This window comes from Pontibacter diazotrophicus (genome assembly GCF_003367245.1).
GTDB classification, from domain to species: domain Bacteria; phylum Bacteroidota; class Bacteroidia; order Cytophagales; family Hymenobacteraceae; genus Pontibacter; species Pontibacter diazotrophicus.
The window spans coordinates 173,982-199,247 of record NZ_QRGR01000005.1; the positions used below are offsets into that span (position 1 = coordinate 173,982).

Annotated in this window: 26 protein-coding genes; 19 read left to right on the forward strand and 7 right to left on the reverse strand. The window is 48.4% G+C overall.

Going from position 1 to position 25,266, the window contains the following annotated elements; all coding sequences use genetic code 11:
- Nucleotides 1–140: 140 nt before the first annotated feature.
- The 6 genes from DXT99_RS05840 to DXT99_RS05865 all read left to right on the forward strand — a co-directional run bounded on the left by DXT99_RS05840 (nt 141) and on the right by DXT99_RS05865 (nt 6,335).
- On the forward strand, nt 141–920 hold the full coding sequence (locus tag DXT99_RS05840; protein ID WP_246000466.1) for a glucose 1-dehydrogenase: 780 nt from the start codon (nt 141–143) through the stop codon (nt 918–920).
- Nucleotides 921–985: 65 nt separating this feature from the next.
- Nucleotides 986–1,624, forward strand: coding sequence for a DsbA family protein (locus DXT99_RS05845; RefSeq protein WP_115564688.1), 639 nt, complete (start codon nt 986–988; stop codon nt 1,622–1,624).
- A 189-nt stretch (nt 1,625–1,813) separates the two neighbouring features.
- On the forward strand, nt 1,814–2,173 hold the full coding sequence (locus DXT99_RS05850) for a DUF1801 domain-containing protein (RefSeq protein ID WP_115564601.1): 360 nt from the start codon (nt 1,814–1,816) through the stop codon (nt 2,171–2,173).
- Nucleotides 2,174–2,559: 386 nt separating this feature from the next.
- Entirely contained in the window at nt 2,560–3,231 is a 672-nt protein-coding gene (locus DXT99_RS05855; RefSeq protein ID WP_115564602.1) for a response regulator transcription factor, read from the forward strand.
- Nucleotides 3,232–3,240: 9 nt separating this feature from the next.
- Nucleotides 3,241–4,623 (forward strand): sensor histidine kinase, encoded by a 1,383-nt coding sequence (locus DXT99_RS05860; protein WP_115564603.1) that lies wholly within the window; start codon nt 3,241–3,243, stop codon nt 4,621–4,623.
- A 146-nt stretch (nt 4,624–4,769) separates the two neighbouring features.
- On the forward strand, nt 4,770–6,335 hold the full coding sequence (locus tag DXT99_RS05865; protein ID WP_115564604.1) for a SulP family inorganic anion transporter: 1,566 nt from the start codon (nt 4,770–4,772) through the stop codon (nt 6,333–6,335).
- 180 nt (nt 6,336–6,515) lie between these two features.
- Here the strand turns inward: DXT99_RS05865 and DXT99_RS05870 are convergent, their stop codons facing one another.
- Nucleotides 6,516–7,127 carry a porin family protein gene (locus DXT99_RS05870; protein ID WP_115564605.1) on the reverse strand — a complete coding sequence of 204 codons (612 nt, stop codon included), beginning with the start codon at nt 7,125–7,127 and terminating at the stop codon, nt 6,516–6,518.
- 219 nt (nt 7,128–7,346) lie between these two features.
- The gene (locus tag DXT99_RS05875) at nt 7,347–8,324 is read right to left on the reverse strand and encodes an SWFGD domain-containing protein (RefSeq protein ID WP_115564606.1); all 978 of its coding nucleotides are present in this window, start codon (nt 8,322–8,324) and stop codon (nt 7,347–7,349) included.
- Nucleotides 8,325–8,835: 511 nt separating this feature from the next.
- On the opposite strand from DXT99_RS05875, the gene DXT99_RS05880 reads away from it, so the two are divergent.
- Entirely contained in the window at nt 8,836–9,237 is a 402-nt protein-coding gene (locus DXT99_RS05880; RefSeq protein ID WP_115564607.1) for a hypothetical protein, read from the forward strand.
- 116 nt (nt 9,238–9,353) lie between these two features.
- On the opposite strand, the gene DXT99_RS05885 is transcribed toward DXT99_RS05880, so the two are convergent.
- Entirely contained in the window at nt 9,354–11,807 is a 2,454-nt protein-coding gene (locus DXT99_RS05885; protein WP_115564608.1) for a type IA DNA topoisomerase, read from the reverse strand.
- A gap of 238 nt (nt 11,808–12,045) precedes the next feature.
- On the opposite strand from DXT99_RS05885, the gene DXT99_RS05890 reads away from it, so the two are divergent.
- The 11 genes from DXT99_RS05890 to DXT99_RS05940 all read left to right on the forward strand — a co-directional run bounded on the left by DXT99_RS05890 (nt 12,046) and on the right by DXT99_RS05940 (nt 20,321).
- Complete coding sequence (locus DXT99_RS05890; protein ID WP_115564609.1) at nt 12,046–12,876, forward strand: metallophosphoesterase family protein; 831 nt, start codon at nt 12,046–12,048, stop codon at nt 12,874–12,876.
- 9 nt (nt 12,877–12,885) lie between these two features.
- The gene (locus DXT99_RS05895) at nt 12,886–13,494 is read left to right on the forward strand and encodes a hypothetical protein (protein WP_115564610.1); all 609 of its coding nucleotides are present in this window, start codon (nt 12,886–12,888) and stop codon (nt 13,492–13,494) included.
- A 105-nt stretch (nt 13,495–13,599) separates the two neighbouring features.
- On the forward strand, nt 13,600–13,821 hold the full coding sequence (locus DXT99_RS05900) for a DUF2905 domain-containing protein (protein ID WP_115564611.1): 222 nt from the start codon (nt 13,600–13,602) through the stop codon (nt 13,819–13,821).
- A gap of 155 nt (nt 13,822–13,976) precedes the next feature.
- Complete coding sequence (locus DXT99_RS05905) at nt 13,977–14,741, forward strand: YdcF family protein (RefSeq protein WP_115564612.1); 765 nt, start codon at nt 13,977–13,979, stop codon at nt 14,739–14,741.
- Between the two features lie 125 nt (nt 14,742–14,866).
- Nucleotides 14,867–15,586: a TIGR04282 family arsenosugar biosynthesis glycosyltransferase gene (locus tag DXT99_RS05910; RefSeq protein ID WP_181885041.1), complete on the forward strand. Its 720-nt coding sequence runs from the start codon at nt 14,867–14,869 to the stop codon at nt 15,584–15,586.
- A 194-nt stretch (nt 15,587–15,780) separates the two neighbouring features.
- On the forward strand, nt 15,781–16,116 hold the full coding sequence (locus tag DXT99_RS05915; RefSeq protein ID WP_115564614.1) for an arsenosugar biosynthesis-associated peroxidase-like protein: 336 nt from the start codon (nt 15,781–15,783) through the stop codon (nt 16,114–16,116).
- Between the two features lie 3 nt (nt 16,117–16,119).
- Complete coding sequence (gene arsS, locus DXT99_RS05920; RefSeq protein ID WP_115564615.1) at nt 16,120–17,187, forward strand: arsenosugar biosynthesis radical SAM (seleno)protein ArsS; 1,068 nt, start codon at nt 16,120–16,122, stop codon at nt 17,185–17,187.
- Between the two features lie 121 nt (nt 17,188–17,308).
- Nucleotides 17,309–17,821, forward strand: coding sequence for a rhodanese-like domain-containing protein (locus DXT99_RS05925; RefSeq protein WP_115564616.1), 513 nt, complete (start codon nt 17,309–17,311; stop codon nt 17,819–17,821).
- On the forward strand, nt 17,814–18,410 hold the full coding sequence (locus tag DXT99_RS05930; protein WP_115564617.1) for a TIGR04282 family arsenosugar biosynthesis glycosyltransferase: 597 nt from the start codon (nt 17,814–17,816) through the stop codon (nt 18,408–18,410). Before DXT99_RS05925 ends, DXT99_RS05930 begins: the two co-directional genes overlap by 8 nt.
- 463 nt (nt 18,411–18,873) lie before the next feature.
- The gene (locus tag DXT99_RS05935) at nt 18,874–19,554 is read left to right on the forward strand and encodes a DUF2461 domain-containing protein (RefSeq protein ID WP_115564618.1); all 681 of its coding nucleotides are present in this window, start codon (nt 18,874–18,876) and stop codon (nt 19,552–19,554) included.
- Nucleotides 19,555–19,637: 83 nt separating this feature from the next.
- Nucleotides 19,638–20,321 carry a DUF4919 domain-containing protein gene (locus DXT99_RS05940; protein ID WP_115564619.1) on the forward strand — a complete coding sequence of 228 codons (684 nt, stop codon included), beginning with the start codon at nt 19,638–19,640 and terminating at the stop codon, nt 20,319–20,321.
- A gap of 75 nt (nt 20,322–20,396) precedes the next feature.
- Here DXT99_RS05940 and DXT99_RS05945 read toward each other — a convergent pair whose 3' ends face one another.
- Genes DXT99_RS05945 through DXT99_RS05955 form a run of 3 tightly spaced genes read right to left on the reverse strand, consistent with a single transcriptional unit; the run spans nt 20,397 to nt 23,939 of the window.
- Nucleotides 20,397–21,755, reverse strand: a complete 1,359-nt coding sequence (locus tag DXT99_RS05945; protein ID WP_115564620.1) for a glycosyltransferase 87 family protein — start codon at nt 21,753–21,755, stop codon at nt 20,397–20,399.
- 3 nt (nt 21,756–21,758) lie between these two features.
- A complete protein-coding gene (locus tag DXT99_RS05950) occupies nt 21,759–23,231 on the reverse strand; it encodes a cellulose synthase family protein (protein ID WP_246000467.1) in 1,473 nt (490 codons plus the stop codon).
- 15 nt (nt 23,232–23,246) lie between these two features.
- Complete coding sequence (locus DXT99_RS05955; RefSeq protein ID WP_115564622.1) at nt 23,247–23,939, reverse strand: glycosyltransferase family 2 protein; 693 nt, start codon at nt 23,937–23,939, stop codon at nt 23,247–23,249.
- 134 nt (nt 23,940–24,073) lie between these two features.
- On the opposite strand from DXT99_RS05955, the gene DXT99_RS05960 reads away from it, so the two are divergent.
- Nucleotides 24,074–24,577 (forward strand): peroxiredoxin, encoded by a 504-nt coding sequence (locus DXT99_RS05960; RefSeq protein WP_115564623.1) that lies wholly within the window; start codon nt 24,074–24,076, stop codon nt 24,575–24,577.
- 69 nt (nt 24,578–24,646) lie between these two features.
- On the opposite strand, the gene DXT99_RS05965 is transcribed toward DXT99_RS05960, so the two are convergent.
- A complete protein-coding gene (locus DXT99_RS05965) occupies nt 24,647–25,216 on the reverse strand; it encodes a hypothetical protein (RefSeq protein ID WP_115564624.1) in 570 nt (189 codons plus the stop codon).
- Nucleotides 25,217–25,266: the final 50 nt, after the last annotated feature.

Consider the following 25,266-nt stretch of genomic DNA (forward strand, 5'->3'; position numbering starts at 1 on the left):
CTACCATTATTTAAAAGAGGCTCCCTTGGTAAGGGAGCCTCTTTTTTTTTGAAGAATCGGCCAGGCACAAAGGTGGTTCTGCACCTGATAGAGTAACAGGTAAGGTGCTTCTGCCCGTATTCATTAGAAACTTTATGATTATGAAAGATTATTATACCTCTAAAGTAGTGCTTATCACCGGCGGCGGGCAGGGCATCGGTCTTGGCATGGCGCAGGCTTTTGCTGAGGCAGGCGCAAAGGTTATTATAGCAGACGCAGATGCGGAAGCAGGGCAGGAGGCGCTGGCCCGGCTGAAGCAACAGGATTTGCAGGTAACGTTTATACCCTGCGATGTAGCCCTGGAAGAGCAGGTGCAGGACCTGATGAAGCAGGTAAGTAAGGAATATGGGGTGTTGGATGCCCTGACCAATAATGCAGGTATCGCCGATCCTTTTGTGAAGCCACTGCAGGAAATGCCAATAGATGTCTTTGACCGGGTGTTGGCCGTGAACCTGCGGGGGCCGCTATTATGTAGCAAGTATGCACTGCCCCTGCTGCAGAAAGCAGCACACCCTGCCATTCTGAATATTTCCAGTACCCGTGCCTTTATGTCAGAGCCCAACACCTTTCCATATTCCGCCTCTAAAGGTGGGTTAGAGGCACTCACACATTCCTTAGCTGTAAGCTTAACAGCGGAGCGCGTTCGGGTGAATGCCATTGCGCCTGGCTGGATTGAAGTAGGAGAGTGGGAAAAAGAAAGGCAGCGGTACACGCCGCAGCATAGCAAAGAAGACAAAGAGCAGCACCCGGTCGGTCGGGTGGGCATGCCCGAAGACATAGCAGAAGCCGCCCTGTTCCTTTGCTCCGACAAAGCGGGGTTTATTACTGGGCAAAGCCTCACGATTGATGGCGGCATGACCGTGAAGATGATCTATAAGTAATTTAAAACTCTTAGCTGGCCCCTGCGGTAAAAGAAGAGTCAGTAATAGAGTCAGTAATTATGCCTATGGTAAACGCTCCACATGCTCCTGTTTTATTATATGTAACCAACCCTATGTGCCCCTGGTGCTATGGATTTACACCGGTTGTGCGCCGCCTGCGGGCGCTCTGGCACGGCAGACTGAACGTAAAGGTTCTGCTGGGCGACATGTGGGCCCATACCACTGAACCCCTACAGCAGGAAGAGAAGAGTAAGCTTGCAGTAAGCTGGCACCAGATACAGGAACACACATTTCAGCCTTTCGATTATCGCTTCTTCAGGCAACGGGACTATGTATACAACACAGAGCCTGCCTGCCGCGCGCTGCTGTGCGTGCGTTTGTTGCGGCCCGCACTCCTGCTGGAGGTGCTACGGGCTTTTCACTCTGCCTTTTTCGTGGATGGCCAGGACCTGAAAGACACGGGAGTGTTAGTCCGTCTTGTTGGCCTGTTCGGGATCAGGGAAAACCTTTTTCTAGCCCTTTTTGAGTCGGAGGAAATTATGCAGCAGATGGAGGAGGAGTTCAGCTATGTAGATAGCATTGGGGCTACTACTTTCCCAAGCGCCCTGGTGCAGACAGGGCAGGGAATAGAGAAAATTGCGCATGGCTATATGGCCTTAGATCAGTTAGAGCAGCGCCTGTTGCAGGTGCTGGAGCAATCTTAAACGATTTTGCTGCCTTACCAGCCATAATATGCTGTTCTGCAGCCTAATGGGGAATTCTTAAAAGAAAGTATTATCTAAATATTCTAATAAAAAAATATACAAAACCTAAACTTTATAGGAGGTTATGGTGTATATATTAAAATATTAGTATATTTAAGATATTATCTCCTACAAGAGACATACACCTATATGAGAAGCAGAGCGACAACCAATCAAGTAGACGAGTACATCGAATCCCTGACACCTGAAAAACAGGAATTGGCAAAAGAAGTCCGGCGCATTATCACTTCATCTGTGGCCCACCTGGAGGAGGCTGTACGATGGGACTGTGCCTGCTATTTTTTCTATGGTCCAGTTTGTTACATTGCCTCCTCCCGCAGTGGTATCCATTTCGGCTTTTTCCGTGGTAAAGAGCTTTCTGATCCAAAACGCCGCCTTGTAAGCCGCAACGGCCAGCACCCACACGTAAAGGTGCGCTCTTTACAGGATATTGATAAGGCTTATTTTGGTGACCTTATCCGCGAGGCGGTACAACTAAACCAGAACTAATCCTTTTTACTAACTCTTCAGGCTACAAGCGTTTTTTCAGAATAGCAGTGCTGTCTTTCATGAGATAGTGCTGCTATTTTGTTTTATATAATTTGAATAAAACCTCATGCCACTCCTTTTTGCTCACAGAAGTTTCTTTGGAGTCTCTATCTGCTGCATTTTATGTCAGGTGCTTTACATTTACCTGATATGTCGTTCGGGCATAGGGCTTAAAGCCTTATAACTGCCCTCGTCTTCCTTCTCTACATCCATCAAAAAGTGAATGAATACGCAGTGTTATCTTGCTGCTGTTGTTTTGATGTTGTGTTGTACCTTTACGGATAACGTTAATGTCGTTTTACTTTCGTAACATAACACTCAGAACAAATTCCGGTTGACACCTGGCTATGAGAATACTGCTGATAGAAGATGAACCCAAAGTAGCCTCCTTCATAAAGAAAGGCCTCGAAGAGCAGACGTATGAGGTAGACCAGGCTTATGACGGTACTTTCGGGGTAAAGCTGGCACTGCAGAACGACTACGACCTGGTGATACTGGATGTTATCCTGCCTAATATGAACGGGCTTGACGTGTGCCGTGAGATTCGTAAACAGAATAGAAGCGTCTGCATTTTGATGCTGACAGCATTAGGAAGCACGGATGACAAAATTGATGGCCTGGATGCCGGTGCGGATGACTACCTGACCAAGCCCTTTGAATTTAAGGAGCTACTGGCCCGCATCAGGGCACTGTCCCGCCGTGGTACGGAAAGCTTGCCCGGTGAAAAACTGCGCATAGCTGATTTGGAAATGGATGTGGTGAAAAAGACAGTGCACCGGGCGGAAAGGCCTGTTAACCTCACGGCACGAGAATTTTCGCTGCTGTATTACCTGTTGCGAAACCAGGGCAGGGTGGTGTCGCGGGTAGATATAACAGAGCAGGTGTGGGAAACATCCTTCGACACAGGCAGCAATGTAATAGACGTGTATATTAACTTTCTGCGTAAGAAGATAGACAAAGGCCACCCCACCAAGCTAATCCATACCCTGGTAGGCATGGGGTATGTGCTGAAGGAATAGGAAGACCAAATGAAAATCAGAACCAAGCTTACGCTGCAGTTTGCCAGTATCTTAGCCCTGATACTTCTCCTGTTCTCGCTGGTCGTCTATTATTTTACCTCGCTGTACCGGCAAGACGATTTTTACAACCGCATCGACCGCAGGGCCTCTATTGTGGCCAGCCACCTTCTGAAGGCAGATGAAGCAGACCCCAGGCAACGCCGCAGCAATGAAATTAACTACTACCAGGAACTTCCTTACGAGGCTATCCGGATTTTCAGGGCTAACGGCGACCCGGTTTTTGCCAAGGGAGACGGCTTCCTTGGGGTAACTCCGAAGCGGCTGGAAAAAATAAAACAGCAGAAGAGGGTACAGTATGAGCAGGGGGTGCGACAGGTGGTAGGTGTTTATTACCCCGACAATCAGGGCGAGTTTATAGTGTTAGCCTCTTCTGTGGATGCGTACAGCCTGCGCATGCTCGAACACCTGGAGGTAATCCTGATTGTGGGCTTTTTGGGTTCGATGGTGCTGGTGCTGGTGGCTGGCTGGGTCTTCTCGAAACAGGCCATGCAACCGATTACAGAAATAGTACGGGAGGTAGAGCGTGTGAGCGTAAAGGACCTGCACCTGCGTCTGAGCAAGGCAGACGGCAAAGATGAGGTATCGGAACTGGCACAGACATTCAATAAGATGCTGGACCGCCTGGAACTCGCTTTTGAGATGCAGCGCACCTTTGTGTCCAACGCCTCCCATGAACTACGCACTCCCCTTACCGTGATGATGGGGGAGCTGGAGGTAGCCCTGATGAAGCCCCGGGAGCAGGAGGAGTACCAGCGCGTGCTACAGTCTGCCCTGGAAGATGCACGCCTGCTGGCCGAACTCCTGAACGGGCTGCTGCACATCGCACAGGCGAGTGTAGATCCCTCTAAGATAGAGAAAACCTACCTTCGCTTTGACGAATTGGTTTGGATGGCCCGGGACCAGGCCCTGAAGCGGCAGCCTGATGCCCGCATCAACATTGATTTTGCTAACTTCCCTGATGATGAGGACCGTCTTCTGGTAAAAGGAAACGAAGCACTACTGCTCATCGCTGTACTGAACGTGCTGGAAAACGCCATTAAGTTTAGTCCATCGGGTAAAGTGGCGACAGGTCGTATTGTAGTGCAGAAGCAGGAAGTTTGGCTGGAGGTAACGGACCGCGGTATTGGTATTTCTGAAGAAGACTTGAAACATGTTTTCGTTCCCTTCTTCCGGGCTGAGAATGTACGCAGTATCACAGGGCACGGTATCGGGCTGCCATTGGCAGAGCGGATTTTAAAGCTGCACCACGGTACCATCATCGTAAATTCAAAAGTGCACGAGGGCACCGAGGTAATCATAAAGCTCCCGCAGGCATACCTGTTTATTCCCTAGCACTTCGTTTTAATCTCGTTTTAATCTGATTTTAATTTCAGCTTAATGTTGAAATTGTAAGTTTATAAATTCATCAGGTGAAGTGTGAGCAATGCGCCCGCCCCTGATGTGGAATGGACCTAAAATCAGAATTTTCCGAGCTTACAATGAAAAGAGACCCTAATGATTTAACAGCCAACTTAAGCAAGGATATACCCGCTGGTTTAGTTGTGTTTCTTGTTGCACTCCCGCTTTGTTTAGGTATAGCCCTGGCGTCGGGTGCGCCGCTTTTCTCCGGCCTTATTACCGGTATTGTGGGTGGCGTTGTGGTAGCCTGGCTGAGTGGGTCTAACCTGGCTGTGAGCGGACCTGCTGCAGGTCTGACAGTTATCGTACTGAATGGACTTGAAACACTGGGTACGTTTGAGGCCTTCCTGCTGGCAGTGGTTATTTCCGGTATTCTACAGTTGGTATTAGGATTTGTGAAAGCCGGGGTAATTGGTCTTTATTTTCCTTCTTCTGTTATCAAGGGGATGCTTGCCGCTATCGGTCTTATTCTTATTCTGAAGCAGATTCCGCATTTTATGGGTGCTGACGAAGACTTTTTCGGTGAAATGAATTTCTTTCAACCGGATGGCCGCAACACCTTCTCTGAAATTGGTTATGCTTTCTCCTCCATACAAACAGGAGCTTTAATTGTGGGCATCATCTCTCTGGCTATATTGATTGGTTGGGATAACGAAAAGCTAAAACGCTTTAAGTTCTTTAAATTTGTGCCTGGAGCCTTGGTTGTGGTATTGCTTTCTATATTGATAAATGCCATATTCATCAATTACTTTCCAGAACTGGCTATTGCAGATTCGCACCTCGTGAGCATTCCAATCATGGAAAGCACTCAGGAGTTACAAAACGAGCTAAGTATGCCTGATTTCGGAGCTTTCGCTAATCTTGATGTATATGTTGTTGCTTTCACATTAGCCATTGTAGCCAGCCTCGAAACGCTGTTGAGTATAGAGGCGATAGATAAACTGGACCCGCATAAGCGCCGAAGCGATCTAAACCGCGAGTTAAAAGCGCAGGGTGTGGGTAACATAGTGGCTGGTATGATTGGTGGCTTACCAATGACTGCTGTAATTGTGCGCGGTACTGCAAACGTGTCCTCAGGTGCTCAGACAAGGGTTTCATCTTTTGTGCATGGCGTGTTCCTTGTACTGGCGGTATTTTTCTTAGCAGGCTTCCTGAACCAGGTGCCACTTTCTGCCCTGGCTGCGGTGCTGTTGGTAGTGGGGTATAAACTTACCAAGCCTGTGCTTTATAAGAACCAGATTAAACTGGGCCACGAGCAGTTTGTACCTTTCATTGTTACAATTCTTGCCATACTCTTCACTGACTTGCTGATTGGCATCTGTATAGGTCTGGCAGTGGGTATATTCTACATTCTGAAAGCAAATTACAATTCTCCATACTTCTTCCAGAAGGAGGAGTCTGCAAACCGTGATATCATCCGCATAAAATTGAGCGAGCACGTGTCATTTTTGAATAAAGCAAGCATTATCATGACGCTGGATCAATTGCCTCACAACTGTCACGTTATCATCGATGGTGAGAAAACAGAGTATATTGATTATGATGTGCTGGAGGCAATTCAGGAGTTCAAAAAGACAGCGCATGAGCGCGACATCGTTGTTGAGGTATTTAATGTCAAAGAGGTGAGTGTGATGGAGATGCACTAAACCCAATGCTGGTTGAACTTCTTTTTTTGCAGCCAATGTATGAAGGTCAGGCAGCTTTGCAAATGAGATTATGATTTGTACTGCATAATGTGCTGAATTAAATCGTTGACAGATTAACTATAAAACAAGAGGCCCCTGCCAAAAGCAGGGGCCTCTTGTTTTATAGTATTTTTTGAAAGTTTAGCGGCCTACAAAGTAGCTCAACATCAGGCCGAAGCCAGCGTTACGGCGCTCTCTGCCAGCAAACGGACCTTCATCATCAACTTTCTTAAGCCCTCCGTTATATCTTAGCTCCAGGCCAAGCCCATTGTCTGCACGGTAACCGATACCTGCTGCATAGCCAAAGTCTATTGTATAAGGATGGTCTGTGATGTCTGTTTTAGAGGAAGTGGTGGTGCTTCCGGAGGTAACTTCACGCACCTGGCTAGCTTTAGCGATGAAGGATGCCTGTGGGCCTAAATCAAAAAACAGACCACCGGCAGAAACGTGAAACAAAACAGGCACGTCAACATAATTCAGCCGGAAAGACTCTTCTACTTCGTTGCTGCCGGATTTGGAAGCCGTTTTTGCACCCTTCGCTGTATACAGGGCCTCTAACTGGACGCCTATCAGATCGGTGATATGCCGCTGAAGCACCAGACCTGCCGTATATCCTACACGATACTCATAATCCCGGGTATCGTTGCCTGTAAATGTTGTGTAGGTTGCGCCCGCTTTTACGCCAAGGCTTTGCGTGTATCCTGTGGTTGCCGCCAGCGCCAGCACGAAAAGCAGCGTTATCTTTTTCATCATCTTTAAATTCTAGTTTTTTAATAAGGTTGATTTAGTTTCTACCCGGAAAAAGGTAAAATTTCTATATATGGCTGCTAATATAGAAAACATAGCTTAAGTTTCAGCACAAATAAAAACCCCGCTGCAAATAACAGCGGGGTTTCTTGTGGAGTTACATCCACTATCCTCAGGTAGTACTATCCTTGGAAGCCGTAAGAATGCGGCCGCCTATAGGAGTCTCTACCATTCATAGTCTCTGCGAGAAGATGATCCGTAAGAGTAGGGAGGTCCGTTATAGGTGTTTCCTGTTGCAGTGCTCCCATAATTGTCGCTGCCGTAATCGCGGCTGCGGTCACGGGCTTCATCCCTTCTTCTTCTGCGTTCGGCTTCATCATCGCCAAACCATGACTTCACCTCGTCACCGGCTTTGTTAAAGAAACCACGGTCATCGTCTCTATTTCTGCCGTAGTCGTTTCTGTTGTTGTTAGATGAATAACGGTTTCTGTCATTGTCTGATGAATAGCGGTCTCTGTCAGAAGATCCGTAGGATGAGCCATAGTTTGATGTGGTATAGCCTGTGCCATAACCAGCATTATTACCCATAGAAGAGCCAGAACCATATCCTGTGGCACCTGATGATCCGGAACGGTAACTATTGGAAGACCCATAGTCATTATCAGAACCATAACGTCCTGAGTAACTTGAACCTGAGTCATATCCTCTTCCGGAAGAGCCATAGTTTCGGTTTCTGTAGTTATCGTTATCGTCGTCGCCTGTTACTCTGTCCCAGGCATTCGATACTTTATTTTTAGTGTTGTCCCAGAAGTTGTCATTATCCTGGCGGTTTCTGTCATTACCATAGCGGTTACTGGAGCCATAATTAGATGAACCCCAATCAGAACCGGAACGGCCTCTGTCACTACCATAGCGGTTGCCCATTGAACCGGAGCCATAATTATAATTATCGTCAGAATTACGGAATTCTCCTGAGCGGCCGAAGTTGGAATTGGAAGTAGAACCTCCAAAGCCAGAGTTAGAAAAAGTATCCCGGCCTGAGCCTAATCCGCTGTTGTCGCGGCTGGTATTTATGCGCGAGCTACCGCGGTCCTGGTTTGTTATATCATAGTCATTAGAGTAATAGTTCCTTGCGGATCCCCTTGTTTGAGACCTGTCGTTACTGTTGTACGGGTTATAGCCCGAGTTTTCATAGCTTCTCATGGTTTATAGGTTTTAAGTTAAAAAAAATTAAATATCGGATGCCGCAAAATGCAACATTCGACATGTTTTTTTACGGCTATAAACGCTATAAGTTATCAACTGCGCACCTGCCTGGAGGCAAGACTGCATCACATTTCCCATATAAGAGCGCTGTTTATACGGCGTTTTTTCAGTACAATCAGTGCCCCCTTTTATGCCTGCTTGAATGGGTTTGATAAAAATTATATAATTGCATTTTAATTTATAATTTTTATTGCAGTTTTATCGTTGTATCAGGCATGTAGCCGTGTATGTGTTTGATGTGCAATGTTGTAAGCCAGTTTTTAATAATTATGTTCGGCTATATAATATATTAAGAATTGTAAATTTTTATGAAGGAACTCTTTGACTTTCAAACAATGTTTTTAAACTTGCATCATGCTTCCGGTGAGGGTCCCGCCGGAGGTTAGAGTCAAAGGAGTACAAATTTTTGCTACCGCCAAAGGTAGTTTTACAACTTTTAGCCAATATTATGAAATTTAAAACAATGCTAGCCTCTATGGCAGCCGTTTGTATGCTAACGGCGTGTGAGGATTTGTTCGAGGACGGAAGCTTGCAGCCAGATGGATCTGTTCCAAGCTTAAAGGTCAACAGTCCCACTAAAAACCCTACTGTTACAGCTGCACAAGGTCTGCAGGTTTATGTAACTGTAGTAGACAAGGATAAAGTAAATAATATCGACTTTGCAGTGCTCGGTGCTGGTGGTGAAAAGCCACTGATTGACTTCAGCAAAAAACCTAACAAATCTGTTGTAGAGTTTGATACACTGGTATCATTAAAAGGCATAGTGCCTGGTGATTATACCCTGAAGATAAGTGCCAAAGACATGCGCACGAACTTAACAGAACAAGAGGTTAAGTTTACTGTTGAGTAAACAGGAATCTGTTTATGAGGAGCGGCAACTGTAGCATTACAGTTGCCGCTTTTTTATGATTGTAGATACCCTGTAAGGGAATTAGAAAAGTGCCAGTAGAGAAGCGTCAGTTAATGTCAAAACTGGTAAACCACCTGCCATTGCTCATTCAGTTTTAAGGCGGCATCAAAAGGCTCCCCGGTTTTCTCAGAGGTGAAGCCTTTTATCTTTGGTGTTTTACCTTTTAGAAGGAGAGCAGCTATTTGCTTGTCTGTTAATTGCCTGCCGCCCATTTCGAACGGTACCAGGAAACGGCATCCTTCCCGGAAGCGGCTGCAACCATAGGCTGTGTTGCCTTTTAGTAATTTGCCTTGTTTGCAGCGCGGGCACTGTTCGAACGGATCTGCTGCAGGTGTCTTCTCTACTTTTTCCAGCACCAGTTGCATTGCTTTGTCTAATTTCAAAACCGCATCAAAGCTCTCGCCCTGTTCATCTTTGAAGCCTTTTATAGCAGGCGTTTTGCCTTTGCTGAGTAAAGCCTGCACCTGCTTCTCCGTTAGTTCCTTGCCTTGCTGCTCAATCGGGATGAGAAAACGGCAACCCTCCTTATAACGGATGCAGCCGTACGCTTTGGAGCCCTTGAGAATATGACCTTCTTTGCAGGCGGGGCAGGAGCCAAGACCGGCCGCTGCCGGAGCAGTTTCTTTCACTGTCTTTGAAGCCGCCGCCGCTTTCTTCTGGGGCTTCACCTGTTTCGTATCCTCCTGCTGTGGCTCCAGGGTAACGGTGGCGGCATGGTCGTACTTTACCTCCTGCACCAGGCTGATAACGAACTCCTGCAGTTCCTGCAGAAAGGCTTCTGCCTTAAATTCGCCGCCTTCTATCTGGCGCAGCTTGCGCTCCCATTGGCCCGTCATCTCCGCCGATTTCAGCGTCTGGTTTCGGATTACGCCAATCAGGTCGATACCCATTTGCGTGGGTACAATCTTCTTTTTCTCCTTGCGGATATACTGGCGCTTGTAAAGGGTTTCAATAATGGCGGCCCGGGTAGAGGGGCGGCCGATGCCGTTTTCCTTCAGCGCCTCTTTCAGCTCATCGTCTTCCACCTGACGGCCGGCTGTTTCCATGGCCCGTAGCAGTGTCGCCTCTGTGTACTCCTTCGGCGGGTTTGTCATCTTCTTTTCCAGCAACGGCTCGTGCGGACCGTGTTCCCCTTTTTCGAAATTGGGCAGCACTCCGGCAGCTTCCTCTTCTTCTTTGCTCTCACCTTCTTTGCCTGCAGGTGCATCCGAAGACTTTACATCATCGGCTCCGTACAGCACACGCCAGCCTGGCTCCAGAATCTGCTTGCCCCGCACCCGGAAGGTGTAGCCTGCTGATTCGGCCATCACGGTGGTGTTGCTCACGATACAATCCGGGTAAAAAGCGGCGATGAATCGGCGCGTGATGATATCGTACACATCCGCCTCCCGGCCATACAGGCTTCCAGCCGATGCGCCGGTAGGGATAATGGCGTGGTGGTCGGTTACTTTATTGTTGTTGAAAACTTTTTTCGTTTTCCGGATTTTGCTTTGCAGCAGCGGTGCCACCTCCTGGCTGTAGTTGCTCAGGCCCTGCAGGATGCCCGGAATCTTGGGGTAAATGTCATCCGGCAGGAAAGTAGTATCCACGCGGGGATAGGAGACCACCTTTTTCTCATACAGGCTCTGTACCGTCTTCAGCGTCTCATCCGCGGACAGGCTTAGCTTGTTGTTGCACTCAATCTGCAGCGAGGTCAGGTCAAACAGTTTGGGTGGGGACTCGGTACCTTTCTTTATCTCTACATCCGTTATGGTCAGTTCTGCCTGCCGTATGGCATCCAGTATCTTCTGCGCCTCTTCCTCTTTCTGAAAGCGGCCGTTGGTGCTGGAGAAAGTCGTGTCGCGGTAAACCGTCTTGAGTTCCCAGAAAGGCTGCGGCACAAAGTTGGCAATTTCGTGGTGGCGGTTTACCAGCATGGCCAGCGTAGGCGTCTGCACTCTGCCTATCGACAGCATCTGTTTGCCGTTTGCGTACTTCAAGGTAAAGAGGCGGGTGGCGTTCAGGCCCAGCAGCCAATCGCCGATGGCGCGGCTCTTGCCGGCCTGGTACAGCGAGTCAAACTCAGAACCGTCGCGCAGCCCTGCAAAGCCCTGCCGGATGGCATCTTCGGTGAGTGAGGAGATCCAGAGGCGCTTGAACGGTTTGCGGTAGTTTGCCTCCGTAAGTACCCAGCGCTGAATAACTTCACCCTCCTGGCCGGCATCCCCGCAGTTAATAACCTCCTCCGCTTTTTCCAGGAGTCTCTTGATGATATTGAACTGCTGCTCTACGCCTTTGTTTTTGATGAGCTTGATGCCGTAGCGTTCAGGCAGCATCGGCAGGTCATACATGCTCCAGCGCTTCCACTCGGGGCGGTAGTCGTCTGGCTCACGCAGGGTGCAGAAGTGGCCGAAGGTCCAGGTTACCTGATAGCCGTTGCCTTCATAATAGCCGTCCTTTTTCGATTTTGCGCCTAGTACCATGGCTATCTCACGGGCTACACTCGGTTTCTCAGCAATGCAAACTTTCAAGTAAATCAGAATTTAGTGGTTCCTACAGAAGTCAAATTTAACGCTTTTGGCGCTTAAATCCGAGTGGAAGGAGACGCCTCTGTTTTAAACAAAAAGGTAAGACGGAGGTTGGCGCAGAAAGAAAACGCATAGAAGGTATCGCTGTTATTACGTATGCAGGTATAATGATATGCAGATGTCAATAAATAATTGTTAAAACTTTATCTTTACTTTAAAGTATAGTGCCGGGTAGCAAACCATGTCAATTAACAAAACAAACTTATCTGCCAGGGTAGCCCTTGCTGCAGTCTTTTTACTAGTGCTTGCGCTTGTCTTGCAGTCTTGCAGCAAGTTTGAATACAGCCCTTATGAGGTGCGGCTGAAGGAGGATGAAAAGCATATCAACCAACGGAATGTAGCGCGCATAGAGGCGCTTGACATAGGCTCAGCCGATACGCTGCGGTTTATCCTGACGTCCGATACGCAGGGTTTCTATCAGTCCAACGAGGACATCGTGCACCACATCAATGGCCGCCGTGATGTGGATTTTGTGCTGATAAGCGGTGACCTGACAGATTTCGGATTACAGAAGGAGTTTGTGCTGGTGCATGATAGCTTCAAGAAACTGAAGGTGCCGTACATTGCTGTAATTGGAAACCATGATGCCATTGATAACGGCAAGCAGGTGTATAGGGCCATGTATGGTGATTTTGACTTTAGCTTTGCGGTTGGAGGAAGAAAATTCATTCTGCTGAACACGAATAACCTCGAATTTAAAAAACAGGCGCCTGACCTGGAGTGGCTGCAAAAGGAGCTTGCTCAAAGCACAGGCTATGACCACACGTTTGTTGTGTCGCATATATCGCCTACCAGCTTTGGTTTTGGTAAGGAAAAGGCGCAGCGTTATGGGGATCTGTTAAGCCAGCACAAGGTAAGCTATTCCCTTCACGGCCACGACCATAACTTCAAGCATTACTTTCCTTTTGATGAAAGTGTCCCTTACCTGCATACCGGCACCACAGATCAGCGGGAGTACATAGTATTCACAGTGGTAGCCGATACAGTTACCTTTGAGCGTGTTAAATTCTAGCGTCCTCCTATGAAAACAAAACTACTGCTATGGGTGCTGTTCATGCTGCTGTTTGCACTTCCATTTCATTCTAAAAGTCAGGGAACTGATAGCCTTGCCCCTAAGAGATGGTACCAGCCTGATGGGGTGGTGCTGCAGTATGCAGGCAATATGGGGTTCTTATCTTTTGGGCCCAGTTACAGTTTAGCTAAAAATAAGTTAAACGTAGAACTGCTATATGGTTTTGTGCCTAAACATGACGCGGAGGAGGTTCTACATCTGCTGACCCTGAAAGGTGTGTACCTGCCAATCAAAGAAGTAAAGTTAAACAAAGACTATACCCTTACACCCCTGCGTGTCGGCTTAGGGGCCAGCTATTATTTTAATGATCAGTTCCCGCTTACCTGGAAAGATGGAATACCTGCAGGCTATTACTGGTGGTCGAGTGGTGTGCGTGTGCTGGGCTTTGCCGGGGCAGGCATCAACCGCAACTTCGGCAATGACAAAACAATAAAAAGGTTAAGCCTGTACAGCGAGATCGGTACCTACGATCTCATCTTAACCTCCTGGGTAAAAGACGAGCGCCTGACATTATGGGAGATTGCAAACCTGTCGTTAGGTGCTCGGGTAAAGTTTTAAGTGCCAAAGGAGAGAAGGTTACAACAGGAGGGGAAGTAGCGTTTTTCAGGGTTCAATGCGTGTACAGCATCCGAAAAAAAACTTAACATTAAAGAGCAACAGACCATGCAGCCAATCGGGAAAACTATTGTCATTATAGGTGTGCTAGTGGTTGTGGTAGGGCTGGTTATATGGCTGGCTGGCGATAAGTTCAGCTGGTTTGGCCACCTGCCCGGCGACATACGCGTAGAGAAGAAAAATATGCGCTTCTACGCCCCTATCACTAGTATGATTCTGCTCAGCATCCTGCTTTCGCTCCTGATGTGGTTGTTCCGGAAATTCTTTTAGCCGCGTGCTTTTTATGCTTAGGCCATAATGCCTAAATTGCCTTCGCCAAAGGAGTTCCTATTCTGATGAAATTAAGCTGCACAAAGATGTAATTGCCATCCTGACGATGGGGCTTTTTTTCTTATTGCTTTGGCTTTTCTCTTAAACGCAGGGCAATGTTTTTCATCCTTTCCAAGACACTACACTTCTTTCTGATGCCCTTTATCTGGGTACTCGTCCTTTTACTGCTGGCGGTGTTCCTGAAATCTTTTAGGTGGAGACGCATCAGTCTGCTGGCAGCAGTGGGAATACTCCTTGTCTTCTCTAATCCTTTTCTGGCGAATGAAGCCTGGCGGGCATGGGAGGTAAAGGCCACTCCGGTAAGTGAACTGGAGCATTATGACCTAGCCGTTATCCTGACCGGCGTAACAGCTTACAGAGAGGATATTCCGGACAGAATTCATACGCATAAAGGAGCTGACAGATTCCTGCACCCCTTGCAGCTCTATCGTATGGGTAAGGTGGATGCGTTTCTGATTACGGGCGGTAGCGGGCGCGTATTGGCGGGGGCTGTGCCAGAAGCAGAGCAGGTGGAGAAAGTGCTGCTGATGGCTGGTGTGCCAGAGGAGGATATCAGGACAGAAGGTAACAGCCGCAACACCCGTGAGAACGCTGCGAATACAGCCGCGCTTGTCGCGCAAAACCCGGAATGGCAAAATCTGCTGCTGGTGACCTCTGCCTTCCATATGCGCAGGTCGGCGGGCTGCTTTGATAAAGCAGGTGTCAATACCACTTCCTTCAGCACTGACTTTTATGCTTCTGAGCGGCGCTTTACACCAGACGAAACCATTATCCCGAGCATCCACGCCTTCAGCAACTGGCACCTGCTCATACATGAAATGACAGGCTTTGTAGTCTATAAAATTTTGGGCTATTGCTAAGGTGATTTTATACCTATAAGCGTATTGGTTTTAATGTATTTAGGAGAACTCTGTTCCAGCTTTCGCGAATATTGCAACTAAATGTACTGTAGCAGGTAAAAGAAGATATATAGTAGCCACTGTTGTTGAGTACACCCTCCGATACCGCCATCCTTCTGTTTGCACATGCAGCGGAGCATGAAGTGAAATCTAAAACTTTTTCTTCGTGGCACAGCGTGCATGTAAACCAAAAAATTGCGAAAGTCCTGCTAAAGCACACGCTCAGGACAATCAAAAAGTCTGGTATACCGTGCCTTACTGTCTACACAGAGCAGCAGAAGGGGAGGACTTTTGGCGAACGTTTAGCCAATGCTTTCCAGGATGCCTTTCAGGCGGGGTATCAGCGGGTGATATGCGTGGGAAGTGATTGCCCTACCCTGTCTCCGGCCGACCTTCAACAGGCAAAAGCTGCCTTACAAGGGCATCGTATGGTGGTAGGCCCCGCCTCCGACGGAGGAGCCTATCTTATCGGGCTGCACATCGATAACTTTAATCCTGAGGCCTTTGCAATGCTTAACTGGCAAACGGAGCAGGTCATGCAGGAACTGTCTATATACGTTTTCCGGCAGGAGGCTCGCCTGGATGCTTTTGAGCTGTTGCAGGAGAAAGCAGATATTGACACGAAGGAAGACCTGAGTCTTATCCTGCAACAGCTGCCAGTTCTGAACAGGCTTAAAAGGCAGATACTTTTCATATTAACAAAAAAAGCAGCAAAAGAGCATGTGCTCCGGGGTTTACTTCAGCATCGTTTAGGTAAGCACCTCCATAACCTGCTGTTGCGGGCACCTCCATTCCAACCGCTATAACACGCACTGTTTTTCTGAACAATGCAGCACCTGACAGGTTGCTGCTGTAGGCGCTTTTGCACTTGCAGCCAAGGTTGTAAGAGGCAAAGCGTATTCATTTTACCTCATCAGCTAATAATAATATAAATGGCAGGAGCAATCTTTTTGCTACTGACCTGCTACTATGTTTTCTAAATTATATAAAATAACATATCATGGATAAGACTTACTACAACCCGGCTGATCTATCGAAGTTTGGCAATATTTCAGAATTGCAGCCGGAAATGGGGCGCAAGTTCTTCGACTACTATGGCGAGGTGTTTAAAGAAGGTGCTCTGACGGAACGTGAGAAGGCGCTGATTGCCCTTGCTGTGTCGCATGCGGTGCAGTGCCCTTATTGCATCGACGCCTACAGCACCGATTGCCTGGAGAAAGGAGCCGATGAAAACCAGATGATGGAGGCCGTGCATGTGGCGGCAGCCATAAAGGGCGGTGCGGCCCTGGTGCACGGGGTGCAGATGATGAACAAGATTAAAGAGCTCTCGATGTAGCCTATGGGATCTACCGTAAAATCACTCAAAGGGCGGCAGCATGAGCTGTCTGATTCTTTATTTCAACTGAATGTGCTGCAGGCGCCAACACAGCACGGGGAGCAGTTTCCTGCTTTTGCCAGGCGCCTGCAGGAGCACGACCTTTACCCGCTGAAGCCCACAGGTACTACCATCCTGCAGGTGAACATGGGCAAAATGTGTAACCAGACCTGCAAGCACTGCCATGTAGATGCCGGCCCGGACCGCAAAGAAATCATGACGCGGGAAACTATGCAACTATGCCTGGATGCGCTGCAGCAGTCACCTGGCATAACCACTGTGGACCTGACAGGCGGTGCCCCGGAGATGAACCCGGACTTCCGCTGGTTTGTGGAGGAACTATTCAAACTGGGGCGGCAGGTGATGGTGCGCTGTAACCTCACCATTATACTGGCCAATAAAAAGTATCACGACCTGCCGGAGTTCTTTAAAAAGCATGGGGTGCATGTGGTGTCCTCATTGCCTTACTTTCAGGCTTCGCGCACGGATGCCCAACGAGGCGATGGCGTGTTCGAGAAGTCCATCAAGGCACTGCAGATGCTCAACGGGGTCGGGTATGGGCAGGAGGGCAGTGACCTGCTCCTGGACCTGGTGTATAATCCATCCGGGGCTTTCCTGCCGAGTGCGCAGGCATCGCTGGAGGCGGAGTTTAAGCGTAGGCTGCGCAGCGGCTACAGCATCGAGTTCCACAACCTGTTCTGTATTACTAACCTGCCGGTGAGCCGCTTCCTTGATTACCTGGTGCAGAGCGGCAACTACGACAGCTACATGGAGAAACTGGTGAACGCGTTCAACCCAGTGGCGGCAGCGGGTGTGATGTGCCGCAATACCATCTCTGTTGGCTGGGACGGCTACCTCTACGACTGTGACTTCAACCAGATGCTGGAGCTGAAGGTGGAGCAGGGTTCTCCCCAGCACATCCGCGATTTTGACGCGGCAGCCCTGGATGAGAGAAACGTCGTACTGAACCAACATTGCTATGGCTGCACAGCCGGAGCCGGCTCAAGTTGCGGTGGCGAAACGGTGAAGTAAAAGTCGTTATTTGTTATTTGTTGTTCGTGAAGAATGAAGCAGTCATACTGAAGCAGTCATTAAATCTATTTCGTCCTTTGTCTTTCATCCAACAATCCTTTGTCCTTTTGCCCTGAAATAAATGAAGAAACTATACCTGGCGTCGGCTACGGTGTGGCTGCTGATTCTGCAAGCCTGCGGGCAAACAACAGGCAGTGCCTATGCCCTTATGTTAAAAGGTTTGTACAGCCATACAATACCGCAGCTAAAGCCGGAGCAGTTGTATCAGCAACTACAAAAAGCAGAAAACAAACCGCTTTTGCTCGACACCCGCACTGCAGCGGAGCATAAGGTGAGTCATTTGAACGGTGCCAGGTTCATTGCCTACGAAAACTTTAGTCTTTCTCTGCTGAAGGATGTACCGAAAGATACGCCCATCATTGTATACTGCTCCGTTGGTTACCGCAGCGAAAAGATAGGGGAGCAGCTGCAGCAGGCGGGCTTCAACAACGTGCACAACCTGTACGGGGGTATTTTTGAATGGATAAACCAGGAATACCCGGTTTACAACAAAGCGGGCCAAACAAACAAGGTACATGCTTATTCCAGCACATGGGGCATTTGGCTGGAGAAAGGAGAGAAAGTATATGAATGATAAAAAGCTGTTAATGCTGTTTGTGCGCAATCCGGAGCTGGGCAAAGTAAAAACTAGGCTGGCAGCATCCGTAGGACCAGAGAAGGCCCTGGAAGTTTACCTGCAGTTGCTGCAGCACACTCGTAAAGTTACCAGTGAGATCCCTGTGGAGAAACTGGTGTATTATTCTGATACCGTGGACACAAACGACCTGTGGCCCAATGAGGAGTACCAGAAGCGGGTGCAGCCGCCAGGCGATTTAGGAGAGAAAATGGAAGCTGCTTTTGCCGCTGCTTTTGAGGAAGGACATACTGCTGTGGTGATTATTGGCAGCGATTGCCTGCAACTGACGCCTGAAATCGTTTTGCAGGCATACCATAAGCTGGAGCAGCATGACGTGGTGATTGGCCCTGCGTTGGACGGTGGCTATTACCTGCTGGGTATGAAAAGGCTGCACCCCGGGCTCTTCCGAAACAAACGCTGGAGCACGGAGCATGTTTTTCCGGATACACTCCAGGATGTGGAGCGCCTGCAACTTTCCCACGCTCTCTTGCCCCGCCTTTCTGATGTGGATTACGTGGAAGACTTGGATACGCGCTTCCTGGACTGATGCTGGGACTTTGCCTTGGCTTCACCTGTCCTGCAGTATAAAATTGTCAGGAGATTTATAATAGCCCTATTCTTTTTACAAATAGGCTACCGTTACGCCTAAGGCAAGTCCCAGCGGGACGCACTGTTGATAGCCAATATGGGATAGGAACACCTATAGCTCCAGAGGAGCGGCCTGTTCAATATCTATTACAGACCGCTCCTCTGGAGCTATATCAATTGAAGCCTGATTTCTATCGACAGTGCGTCCCGCTGGGACTATAACTGAACAATCAATTTTGTGTGGAATAATATATTACTAACATGCCCTGTTTTCTGCTTCATCGGAGCAAACAAACAGCCGATAAAAGTAGTTAAATGTTTTTGCCTCAATTTGCAGGTATGGTATCGCGTATGGGCGCAACAGGCCATGCCTGTACTAGTAGGGGCATAACCAACCAGTACAAAAGAAGTATATACATTCCATGTCATCTATTATACAGAAATCTACCCTACAATTTTTAGCGGAGCTAGCAGCACATAACACCCGTGAGTGGTTTGCGGAGCACAAAAGTCGTTATGAAGATGCCCGCAAAAACTATATCAGCTTCCTGGATGAAATGCTACAGGAAATGCAGCATTTTGAACCGGCAGCACGCGGGCAAAGAGGCAAAGATCTGGTGTTCCGGATTTACCGCGACGTACGCTTCTCAAAAGACAAAAGGCCTTACAAAGACCACTTCGGAGCTTATGTGGCGGAGGGTGGAAGGAAATCGACTTTACCGGGTTATTACCTGCACCTGGCGGGTAACAACAACTCATTTGTTGCCGGAGGACTCTGGATGCCGCCGGCCGATCAGCTAAAGGCAGTGCGGCAGGAGATTGACTACAATTTAGACGCATTCAAAGGCATCGTCGAGTCTACGGATTTCAAGAATCGCTTCGGAGAATTGCAGGGGGAGCAACTTAAAACCACGCCCAAAGGCTATGACAGAGAGAACCCTGCCATTGATTACCTGCGCCACAAAAGCTGGAATGCCATAATGCCTTTACCGGATAACGTGGTGCTACAGGATAACTTTATGCAGGTGGTGCTGGACGCTTTTCAGGCCCTGAAACCCTTCAACGATTTCCTGATGCAGCCGCTGCAGGATGTGGAAGAGTAGAAAAACTAAATAAAATTTTATTTTCTCTATATATTGTTTAGATTGTGTAACACAAGCTCACGTTCCACTAAAAGAATAGAGAAATGAAACAGGTCCTGCTTATTCTTTTTATACTTCTTAGTATGCTCAGTGGGTATGCGCAAAGTTTCTATTTTGAGAAGCCGGATTATAAAGAAATAGAAAAAGCCATAAAGGTTAAAGGCTCTGACTACTATTACTCTGCGCTGATGGAGCGGTATCACCGGGCAGATACAACCATGACCTTAGAAGAGAAGAGGCACCTGTACTATGGCTATTCTTTTCAGCCAAAGTATTCGCCTTACGACACGCCGGATTTTGCTGACAGCCTGCGCGCAGTACTACAGAAAGACCAACATAGTGATTCAGAACTGAAGCGCATCGTGAAGTATGCTGACTTACTTTTAGCTGATAACCCGTTTGATTTAAGAGCTATCAACTACCAGCTATACGCCCTAGAAAAGCTTGAAAAGCAGGAAGCCTTCAGGAAAAGATTAAACCAAATGAATATAACCATAGAAGCCCTTTTAAGCTCAGGTGATGGCCTGAAAAAAGAGTCTGCTTTCTATGTTATTTATACTACGCACGAATACGACCTGCTCGACATTCTGGGCTTTCAGTTTGGAGGGCAGCAAAGTTTAATCGAGCATTATGATTACCTGAAGGTAGCAGAAAACCCAAGTCAGGTAGAAGGCATGTACTTCGATGTCAGCCCGTGTTTGAACTCGCTGAATAAAATGTTCAAGTAGCCCTGCACTGCAGGCAGTTGGAGCCTGCTTCTTTGCATGTGTCACTAGGCACAGTTTCCCTTTATCGAGTCAAAGCTAAGCTTTACCTGTTTTATCACGCACTTCCTCTTCTGTTATTAAGTGCCGCTTGCGCTGCCGGTAGAGGTAGAGTTCTACAAGTAGCCAAAGAAAAACGAGCGTATACTCCAGCATGATGAGTCCCATGTTTTCGGTGTTAGAAGTAGTTTGGTAAGCGGCATACGACAGAATGGCCAGACCCGACCATACCACGGCAAAGCGAAAGCGGCTCATGGTAGTAAGCGCCAGGAGCGTAGTAAGGTACCAGGGGTGCACCGTGGTAGCCAGGAATAGATAGATAGTAAGAGCGGCTGCCATGTAGCCCACAAGCCTGCGGATGGAGCCCAGCCTTCTTTTAGCGGCTAACCAAACAATAATGAGCAGAGTAGCCAGAGAAAGCAAAGGTCCCAGTATCCAGATGATATTAAAGCCGGCAAGTTTATACCCGATCCAGCGCAGGAGGAAATAGATGCTGGCGTTGAACTCGAACTTTTGAAAATACAGGTCCAGGCTCTGGAAAATATGCCGGATCACCTCCATGGACAGGAGCGGGTAAAACACTGCTACGACTGTTCCCCCTGCAGCTCCACCGAACAGCAGGAATTTTCTCGGGCCCAGCCTGCGGAGCAGGAAAGGCAGAAACATGAGCGGCACTAGTTTGGTGCCGATGGCCAGGCCAAAGGCAATGCCTGAAAATACATAGCGCTGGTAATAGAGCTGGAGCAGAGAGAGAAGCAGAAAGAAGATTATTAGCGCTTCAAAATGTAGGTTGCCCACCAGCTCCAGTATTACCAGCGGATTAAGGGCATACAGCAGCACGTGCTTATCCGGGAGGGCCATTTTACGAAGCAGCCGCAGCAGCAACAGCATACTTCCTGCCTCTGCCAATAATAGCACCACCCGCATCACCACCACACTGGCCCACAGGTTGTTAGGGAAGAGCTCAGCAGAAACCCAGAAAACAGCTTGTGAAACAGGCGGATAAATACTGTAGTAGTGGGGGGAATTCAGCTGCTGGTATAGTGCTGTGGTGAGACCGGCCACAGGCGGCGCATCACCGGAAATAAATGACTGCGGCAGGTGCAGGTAAGGATTTACACCAGCGGCTAACAACCTGCCATCCCATATAAAGCGGAAATAGTCATCTGACAGTGCCGGGGCAGCAAAAAGGAACAAGAGCCTGAACACGACCGCTGCCCCAATGCCGTACCAAACAGGGAAGCGGGAGTTGATTAGGTAGAGGTAACAGCCAAAAGCCACTGCAAATAGCACCAACAACTGTGTGAAATCAGTGCGTGGCGTAGTATAGGCCAAAGCCAGATAAGCCAGTGCCGAAATCCCTGTTACGATGTATGTAGCTGTGTTACTCTTCGTCATACTTTAAGCACGTCTGCTATGAAAGAGAGAGTAAAAGAACACGGTGCCAAACCCGAAGGCCAGCATGATATGGAAAGGCAGTTGCCCATAATCCTGTAACCGGAAAGCCGCGCCAATCCCAAATGTAAAATAAAGCGCCAGCAACCCCTCCAGTATGGTGAGCGGGCTCATACTTTTCATGCCATACCCCTGTTTTCGCCACGAGTCCTTGGCGTTCCTAATGTTGTATTTCGGCGTCCGGACAAAAGGTGTTTTTTTGCCAAAGTATCCTTCCAGCACGGCAATGCTGTTGTGCAGCGAAAGCCCCATCGAGATGGACAGGAACAGGATAAATTCAGGCACAAACCGCACCGTGGTGCGCCAGGCGGAGGCGCTGTGGGCATCGTGTGCTGTCCAGTAAAAAGCAATTAGCGCAGCTAAGCTCAGTAACAGGGCATACCCCAGCTTAAAAAAAGGTGCTAGTTCCGGTGCATTATTTTTGAGGAACAGCACAGGCACACTTAAAATTGCCGTGAGCAGCACACAAACAAAGATGGCGCTGTTAAGTAGATGAAAGAAGGCGTGCAGCTTTGTAGAAAGAGATACATTAGAGCGCATCACCCGGCCTAAATGTTTACGTGCGGTTTCTGCAGCTCCTTTTGTCCAGCGGAACTGCTGCGATTTTAGCGCACCCATGGCGGCGGGTAATTCTGCCGGTGCCTCCACGTCTTCTAAATAAAGAAATTGCCAGCCCCGTAGCTGCGCCCGGTAGCTGAGGTCGAGGTCTTCGGTCAGGGTGTCAGCCTGCCAGCCCCCGGTATCCAGGATACAAGCCTTCCGCCAGACACCCGCCGTGCCGTTGAAATTCATGAAGTGGCCCCCGCTGTTGCGCCCTGTCTGCTCCACGGTGAAATGCGCATTCAGCCCGAAAGCTTGTAGCCTCGTCAGCAGGGAATAATCGCTGTTCAGGTGGCTCCAGCGGGTTTGCACCACACCTATCTGCGGATTGGTGAAAGCGGGGATTGTCTGCTTCAGGAAATCAGGTTTGGGTAAGAAATCCGCATCAAAAATGGCAATGTATTCTCCTGTCGCCTTTGCCAGCCCGTGCTGTAAGGCTCCGGCTTTATACCCGGTGCGTTCAACCCTGCGGATGTGCTGTATGTTCAGGTGCGGGTAGACTTTGAGTTTGTCTTCGATAATCGCCGTTGTATCATCCGTAGAGTCATCGAGGATTTGAATCTGCAGGCGGTTGTGGGGGTAATCGAAGGCTGCCACTGCCTCCAGCAGGCGAGCCACCACATACCGCTCATTGTAAACGGGTAGCTGTACGGTTACGGCTGGCCAGTTCTGCTGCTGCGTGTAAGGTGCTCTTTGGTGTTTGCGGCGGCTCCTGCGGCGCAACCAATAGAGAATTGTCAGGTGCAGTTGTGCCATGCTATAGCAGAAGATGAAGGTAAGGCATAGCGCATACACAACCAACATCAATCCTTCTGCCATACTCATACCTGGGTTTTATAGATATTTAAATATAGTCAGAATGATTTTATAACCTGCCATCACAGTGCCCTTTACAGTGCCGGATACTTTAGAGGTGCCTATTCGCTTGCGGTAAGTTACAGGTACTTCGGTGTAACGGATCTTTTGCCTGGCCGCTTTCGCCTGCATTTCTACTGTCCAGCCATAGGTGCGGTCGCGCATAGAGAGCGCCAGCAGCGTATCCAGTTTAATAGCCCTGAAAGGACCCAGATCGGTAAAGCGGGCGCTATAGAACAAACGCAGCAGGGAAGTCGCAAGCCAGTTCCCAAAAATCTGCTGGGGCAGCATGGCACCCGCTGCCCGCTTACCCAAAGCCCTGGAACCAATCACCATCTCTGCCTGCCCCTCCACAATGGGTTGCACCAGCTGTGGCATCTCCTCCGGATAATCGGAAAAATCACCGTCCAGGAAAACAATGATATCAGGGCGGCCAGTAGCGGGTTTGGCAGCGGCATAGGCTATTCCTTTGAGGCATGCGTTTCCGTATCCCGGCGTTGGTTCCTCCAGCACGGTAGCACCGGCAGCGGCGGCTACTTCGGCTGTGCGGTCACTGGAATTGTTGTTGACCACAATCACCTCCTCTGCAAAACCTGCTGGTATAGCCTGCAGTACTTTGGCAATAGATCGCTCCTCGTTATAAGCAGGAATGATAACGTTGATTCGGGGCATAATTTGTTTGTGGGCACAAAGATGTTCAAATTCTTTTTCTGATGCTATTATTGGTTTCCTTCTTTGGAGTTCTGCCATAACATAAGTTACCTTTGCAGCCTGAATTTCTGCATGAAGTTTGTTGTTAGTTAGTTATGATACTTGAAGCACTTATAAATGAGGACGCGGTGAAGGAGGGAGATAAGGCTCCTGACTTTGAACTGCAAAGGCAGGATGGTGGTTTGTTCCGCCTGCATGACCTGCTGAAGGAGAAGAACGTGGTGCTATACTTTTACCCAAAAGACAGTACCCCAGGCTGTACAAAGCAGGCCTGCGAATTCCGCAACCAGTATGAAGTATTTAAAGAGTATGACGCTGAAGTGGTTGGGGTGAGTTCTGACAGCCTGCAGTCGCACAAAAAGTTTGAGCGGGTGCATCACCTGCCTTTTACCCTGCTCAGCGACAAAGGTGGCCAGATACGGAGTATCTATGGGGTGCCGCGCCAACTGGGTGTGTTTCCCGGGCGAGTGACCTATATCATAGATAAATCAAAAACGGTTCGCGCTATCTACAAGTCTATGTCTAAGCCACTGGAGCACATCAGTACAGCGATAGAGGTATTGCGTAGCATCAACGAAGAACAAGACTCTCCAAAGTAAACGGATGTTTCACCATCAAGTAAAAGGCCTCCTGTGATATCAGGAAGCCTTTTTTAATTTATAAGCTTATCAGGAAGGCCTCTGTTGCAGTACTCTGCCGTCGTTGAATTCTATACTCAAAAAGCCAAATTCTTTATTGTACAGAATGCGCCTTACACCTCCATCGTCGGTGCTGTTTGTTATTACCTCATACACATTGTTGTATGCTCTTCCATTTATCTCATGGCTTTCAAAGGTTGGTGGCGCCTCATTATTTATTTCCCAAATACCATGGTCGGCTACACTCAGTTCTACCTGCAGGTTGTCAGGTTGGCGCAGGATGCGCGTGCTTAGCGCGGGCTCTACACCCGCTACATCTTCCATTAAGGTTCTAATCTGCACATTAAAGCTTCCAATGCATTCGTCTGTGGCGGTAAATCCCTCGCCTGGGAACTCCTGGGCAAAAATGCCGGAGCGGGTATATACAACAGGTTCACCTGTATTGGTTTCAAACATGATGCTGTCATTTTGTCTGTAAACAAGCCACTCTGCATCTGCCGCGGTTGGCTGGTTAAGGGTTACTTCGCCGCACTTTTCGCAGGATGTGAGCACGGCGGTTGCCAGGAGTAATACAAAAAAGTAACGGAGGCTTATCTTCATCTTTTTATGAGTACAATTATTTTTTAAATGCTGAATGGTTTTTATGAAAG

Coding starts and splice junctions, on each gene's coding strand:
- DXT99_RS05840 (WP_246000466.1), top strand. CDS start 141: ATGAAAGATTATTATACCTCTAAAGTAGTGCTTATCACCGGCGGCGGG.
- DXT99_RS05845 (WP_115564688.1), top strand. CDS start 986: ATGGTAAACGCTCCACATGCTCCTGTTTTATTATATGTAACCAACCCT.
- DXT99_RS05850 (WP_115564601.1), top strand. CDS start 1,814: ATGAGAAGCAGAGCGACAACCAATCAAGTAGACGAGTACATCGAATCC.
- DXT99_RS05855 (WP_115564602.1), top strand. CDS start 2,560: ATGAGAATACTGCTGATAGAAGATGAACCCAAAGTAGCCTCCTTCATA.
- DXT99_RS05860 (WP_115564603.1), top strand. CDS start 3,241: ATGAAAATCAGAACCAAGCTTACGCTGCAGTTTGCCAGTATCTTAGCC.
- DXT99_RS05865 (WP_115564604.1), top strand. CDS start 4,770: ATGAAAAGAGACCCTAATGATTTAACAGCCAACTTAAGCAAGGATATA.
- DXT99_RS05870 (WP_115564605.1), bottom strand. CDS start 7,127: ATGATGAAAAAGATAACGCTGCTTTTCGTGCTGGCGCTGGCGGCAACC.
- DXT99_RS05875 (WP_115564606.1), bottom strand. CDS start 8,324: ATGAGAAGCTATGAAAACTCGGGCTATAACCCGTACAACAGTAACGAC.
- DXT99_RS05880 (WP_115564607.1), top strand. CDS start 8,836: ATGAAATTTAAAACAATGCTAGCCTCTATGGCAGCCGTTTGTATGCTA.
- DXT99_RS05890 (WP_115564609.1), top strand. CDS start 12,046: ATGTCAATTAACAAAACAAACTTATCTGCCAGGGTAGCCCTTGCTGCA.
- DXT99_RS05895 (WP_115564610.1), top strand. CDS start 12,886: ATGAAAACAAAACTACTGCTATGGGTGCTGTTCATGCTGCTGTTTGCA.
- DXT99_RS05900 (WP_115564611.1), top strand. CDS start 13,600: ATGCAGCCAATCGGGAAAACTATTGTCATTATAGGTGTGCTAGTGGTT.
- DXT99_RS05905 (WP_115564612.1), top strand. CDS start 13,977: ATGTTTTTCATCCTTTCCAAGACACTACACTTCTTTCTGATGCCCTTT.
- DXT99_RS05915 (WP_115564614.1), top strand. CDS start 15,781: ATGGATAAGACTTACTACAACCCGGCTGATCTATCGAAGTTTGGCAAT.
- arsS (WP_115564615.1), top strand. CDS start 16,120: ATGGGATCTACCGTAAAATCACTCAAAGGGCGGCAGCATGAGCTGTCT.
- DXT99_RS05925 (WP_115564616.1), top strand. CDS start 17,309: ATGAAGAAACTATACCTGGCGTCGGCTACGGTGTGGCTGCTGATTCTG.
- DXT99_RS05930 (WP_115564617.1), top strand. CDS start 17,814: ATGAATGATAAAAAGCTGTTAATGCTGTTTGTGCGCAATCCGGAGCTG.
- DXT99_RS05935 (WP_115564618.1), top strand. CDS start 18,874: ATGTCATCTATTATACAGAAATCTACCCTACAATTTTTAGCGGAGCTA.
- DXT99_RS05940 (WP_115564619.1), top strand. CDS start 19,638: ATGAAACAGGTCCTGCTTATTCTTTTTATACTTCTTAGTATGCTCAGT.
- DXT99_RS05945 (WP_115564620.1), bottom strand. CDS start 21,755: ATGACGAAGAGTAACACAGCTACATACATCGTAACAGGGATTTCGGCA.
- DXT99_RS05950 (WP_246000467.1), bottom strand. CDS start 23,231: ATGGCAGAAGGATTGATGTTGGTTGTGTATGCGCTATGCCTTACCTTC.
- DXT99_RS05955 (WP_115564622.1), bottom strand. CDS start 23,939: ATGCCCCGAATCAACGTTATCATTCCTGCTTATAACGAGGAGCGATCT.
- DXT99_RS05960 (WP_115564623.1), top strand. CDS start 24,074: ATGATACTTGAAGCACTTATAAATGAGGACGCGGTGAAGGAGGGAGAT.
- DXT99_RS05965 (WP_115564624.1), bottom strand. CDS start 25,216: ATGAAGATAAGCCTCCGTTACTTTTTTGTATTACTCCTGGCAACCGCC.